The organism is Myxococcales bacterium (genome assembly GCA_022563535.1).
GTDB lineage: Bacteria > Myxococcota_A > UBA9160 > UBA9160 > UBA4427 > DUBZ01.
Map to the genome: position 1 here is coordinate 1 of JADFNE010000141.1, position 4,621 is coordinate 4,621.

The 4,621-nt window shown below is 59.4% G+C and carries 3 protein-coding genes; all 3 read right to left on the reverse strand.

All coding sequences use genetic code 11. The features are described from left to right. On the reverse strand, positions 1–265 hold a 265-nt coding region (locus IH881_20270), incomplete at its 3' end, for a hypothetical protein (GenBank protein MCH7870034.1). A gap of 551 nt (positions 266–816) precedes the next feature. Next, a complete protein-coding gene (locus IH881_20275; GenBank protein ID MCH7870035.1) occupies positions 817–1,020 on the reverse strand; it encodes a DUF2188 domain-containing protein in 204 nt (67 codons plus the stop codon). Between the two features lie 274 nt (positions 1,021–1,294). Beyond that, positions 1,295–4,492, reverse strand: a complete 3,198-nt coding sequence (locus IH881_20280; GenBank protein MCH7870036.1) for an EAL domain-containing protein — start codon at positions 4,490–4,492, stop codon at positions 1,295–1,297. Positions 4,493–4,621 lie beyond the last annotated feature (129 nt).

A 4,621-nucleotide genomic window follows, 5' to 3' on the forward strand; every position in this document is an offset into this window, starting at 1 on the left:
AGCTGGCGACATCCGGGACACTGGGATCGCTCGGAAAACACAGACCATTACTGATCGCAGACGCAGTGAAGCACTCCGCGCCGATCGGCGTCTCGCCGTAGGTCGCTGCTCGAGCGTCCCAGTACTCTCCAGGGGGAACGTTGAAGAAGTCGTAGAACTCCCAGTCGAGTGTTGCCGACCAGACGCTTGGCGCCACGCTCATCAATAAACCTGTTACGAGCAGAGCCACTCCGATTGCGGGCAGCAACTTTCTCGGATCCTTCATTTGTGAACCCTCCGAGGCTTGGATGTCGATGGCCGGTCTGGCCAGGCCCGCCTTCTTAGGCGGGCCGCCTACGTCCATCCTTGTCACTAATTATGTGGCCCGCGCGAGGTGAATCGCAAGCAATATTCGGGCACCGCGGGAGATGGGCTCCACCAGCTCGACAGACGGCACCCGGGCACTGGGTGCAGAATTCAGAGTAGATGGGAACGGCCCCGCTGGACCCGTTCGATCCGACGCCGGCTCCAGTGCCAGAGTCCGCAAGCTGGTTGATGCTCGTCGCGGGAACGGTGTTTCTGAGCGTGCTCTACCGGCGACGCATTCGCGCATTCACTGAGCTACGCGGTGTGGCCTCCCCCAAGCGGTCCTTGAACCGCTCGGGTTTCCCGGGGCCCCCGTTACGTGAGTTCAACCTCCATGGTCGGAGCAGCCGCTCAGCGCAGAGGGCTCCAGAGACGAAGGCCGGCCGAGTCGCCCGCTTCCGGGAGACCCGCCGGCCTCGTTCTTCGATCGTCGTCCGGCGGAGGCCGGCTCGATGAAGGGCTCGATCTAGGCTAGGCGGCGTAGCTCCGCTTGGCCTGAATCTTCCCGTTCTTTCCCTTGATCTTGAGTACGCCACCCGCACGCTTGGCCAGGGAACGACCCCGGCGCACCGCGACGTCCTTCTTCCGGTGCGTGCTCTCGGGGCTCTTCTTGCCCTCGCGCTGGACCATCCAACCATCCTCGTGGCTGCGAACGACAAATGACTTCTTCGGCATTCTTGCCTCCTATTGGCTCCGCGTTTAGAGAGGTGGAGCCTTGGAGATAATCGACTGATGGGAGGGTGTTCTGAAGTTGGAAGGTACCCCGAGGGGTGTAGCTCGGGAAAACGCGTGCGCAGAAAATAGGTAACTCGCGCGCAACTCCTGCGAGACCGGAAACTCCACCGTGTAACACCAGAGCCGCACTTGGTACAAGCGTCAGTTTCGGGAATTCTCACGCTCGTGGACGGCTGCTGCGAGATCAGAGCCAAACAGGATGCGATATCGGCCGCTAATCATCGCGAATATTCAATGCGCGAAGCCAACCTTGCGGCCCTTCTCCGATGTGCGATGGGTCCGCATCGAGATCCACGATGGGCCCGCCGATCCCGATTCTCGCAGCACTGAGCGGCGCGCAGAAATAGAATCCCTGAGCAAAACCACAGCCCAATTCGCACAGCAGGTCGAATTGCTCTTCGGTCTCGACCCCCTCTGCGACGACTTCGAGATGAAGGCTATCGGCCATCGAGATAATCGCGCGCAAGAGCGAAACACCGCTCTCGTGTCGCGTCGCATCGTGAACGAACGCGCGATCGATTTTGAGCACGTCAAACGGGTAATTGCGCAAGTAGCTCAGCGATGAATAGCCCGTCCCAAAATCGTCGATGCAGAGACGAACTCCGAGATTCTTGATTTCGCGGAATGCCGATTCAGCTTTCTCCACGTCGTCCAGGAGCACGCGCTCCGTAACTTCAATCTCGAGATGCTCAGCCGCCAGGCCGCTCGCGATGAGCGCCGCCGAAATCGACTTGACCGCATCACCGCGATCCACTTCTCGGGGAGAAAGATTTACGGCGACGCGCAGATCAGACCAGCCGGCGTCCTGCCATTCCTTGACCTGCCGGCAGGCAGATTCCAAGATCCAGGCACCGATAGGAACAATGATGCCGGTGCTCTCCGCCACGGGAATGAACTCAACGGGTGACACTACTCCCAATTCTTCGTTATGCCAGCGCAAGAGTGCCTCGACCCCGACCATTCGACGCTCGGGAAGCGAGACGATCGGCTGGTAATGAACTTCGAACTCTCCCACATCGAGCGCATGCCGCAGCTGCGATTCGATCTTGATGCGCCTCGTGGCTAGTTCGTTCATTTCCGTAGTGAAGAACTCGATCGAATTTCCGCCGCTATTTTTGCTGCGATACATCGCAACGTCCGCATCTCGAAGGAGCTCCTCGCCATCCTCGGAATCTGCTGGGAAGATCGCAATCCCGATACTTGCGGTCGTCAGAATGTCCTGCCCCTGCACCTTCATCGGAACTGCCATCGCCGTGAGAATTCGCTGGGCGATCGGCTCGGCATCGACGACGTCCTGGAGCTTTGGCGCGATCACGGCGAACTCATCTCCGCCAACCCGCGCGACCGTGTCGACATTTCGGATACTCTGCGTAATTCGATCGGCCGCGATTTGGAGAACTTCGTCTCCCGCTGCATGTCCGAGCGTGTCGTTGACCTTCTTGAACTCATCCAAGTCGATAAAGATCAGCGCGACGCCTCGACCACTTCGCTCGGCGCGCAGTGTCTCCTGGGAAAGTCGGTCGATGAACAGCGCGCGATTTGGAATACCGGTGAGCATGTCGTAGGTGGCCTGGCGAGCGATGACGCCTTCGGCGTTCTTTCGTTCCGTCATGTCATTGAAGACCGCAACGATCTGCTCGGTGAACAACTCGCTCCCGAGTGTTCGTCCGATCGAGGCCCAGACGGGAATCGCGGTGCAATCCTTGTGGCGAATCCAGATTTCACCTTCCCACTTCCCCGACTGCTCGACTTCTGCGGCAATGCGCTGATAGAAGGAAAAATCATGGCGCTGCGAGTTCAGGATTTCCGCTTTCCCCCCGATGACGTCATCGCGATCGCGCCCCGTGATACTCGAAAATGCAGAGTTGACGTCTATGATATTTCCGCTGGGATCGGCGATGACGATTGCCTCGTTGGCGGTCTCGAAGACCGCGGCAGCACGGCGCAGCGCCTCCTCGGACCGGTAGCGTTCCGTAACGTCGCTCACGGTTCCGTAGGCGCGGAGCGGTCGACCTTCGGGGTCACTCTCGATGTTCCAGAGCACGTCGTGATGTTGCAGATCACCGTTTGCGACGACAAAGCGGGCTTCGATTCCATTCGAAGCTGATTCTTCTTCAATCAGCGCGCGAAATGCCTCGCCCACGCGATCTCGATCGTCCGGGTAGACACTCGATAAGATGTCCTTCAGAGTTGGTGGACCGGAGGTCCTCTCTCTACCGTGAATCCGGAACAATTCGTCGGACCACCACCAAGATCCGCTCGCCAGGTCGACTTCCCAACTCCCGACCTGAGCAACCTGCTGCGCCTCCTGGAGACGCTCCTCACTGTGACGCAGTGCGCCTTCGCTCTTCCGGCGCTCATCGATGTGCCTTTCGAGCTGCTCGAGCATGTTTCCGAATTCTCGACTGAGTTCGCCGATTTCATCGTTTCGCTCCGTGGATACGTCGACCGTGAGATCGTTTGTACTTCGGATGACGCCGAGTTGGCGGGTCAAAACGCCGAGTGGAGCGATGACCGTGCGACGCAGCAGGACCATGACCAGAAGGCCGAGAGCCGCTCCCTGGGCTAGAAACCACAGGAGACTCAGACGATTGACATAGGCAGCCCGCTGGGTGATCTCGCGGGGGAGACTTACGCGAAGGACGAATGCCGGAACGCCCGCGAGGTCCTTGAAGAGCGTATAAACATTGAGGCGTTTGTCATCTGGCTCGGAGATCGAGTGCAATGGATCGGCGTCATCGAGGAGCAACGCTTCGCGCGCCGATGGCGGAACAGACGTGTCCGAGAGGGGCAAGGCGGCAAGGTCGATACGGGTGCGCTCGCCGATCCCCTCGATGAGCGCCGCGTCCAACCTCCGGCCCATGATCAACCGGCCGCGTGACGGGCCACCCTCGACGCTTGTGAGAATATCGCGAGCGGCGACCAGCATCGGACCGCCACTAGTGGCCATGACACCGGCAATTGGCTTGACACTCGTATCGCCGAGCAGGAGCGGATGCGATTTGCTCCATTGCTTCTTAGAGAGCTCTGGGATTTCCAGCAAGTCTCCAGTTTGAACGTCGCGAGTCGGGCCCGAGATCACCTCTCCGGATGAGTCGACGACGATCACCCAAGCGACCAGACTTGCCTTGAGAACCCTGGGGCTGAGATTTGCCTGGTAGTAATCGGAGCTGCGAGAGTTCGCGAACTCATAGGTTTCGTCCCAGCTCGCGGTATCGTGGGCGAAGGCATCCAGAAGGAACGCCTCGCGCCGAATGGCCTCGATGGCGCGCTTCACATTCTTCTCGACCTCTCGCTGTTCGAGGCGGGCGAATTCCGGAGCCACCACGCTGCGATGAATCGAGTATCCGATCGCGACGTTGGCCGTTGCAAAAAGAGCAACGATCAAGGCGGTTTTCTGTGAAAGCGTCACACGCACGACTCCAGACGGCACACCACGGCACTGCTGGTCGGAGCAGAGCCCAGTCAGTCGATACATTGATCGGTTGGTTCAAGGCCTGACTTGCATACGAGTCGCCGAGAACCCGCTTACGGGTGGCTG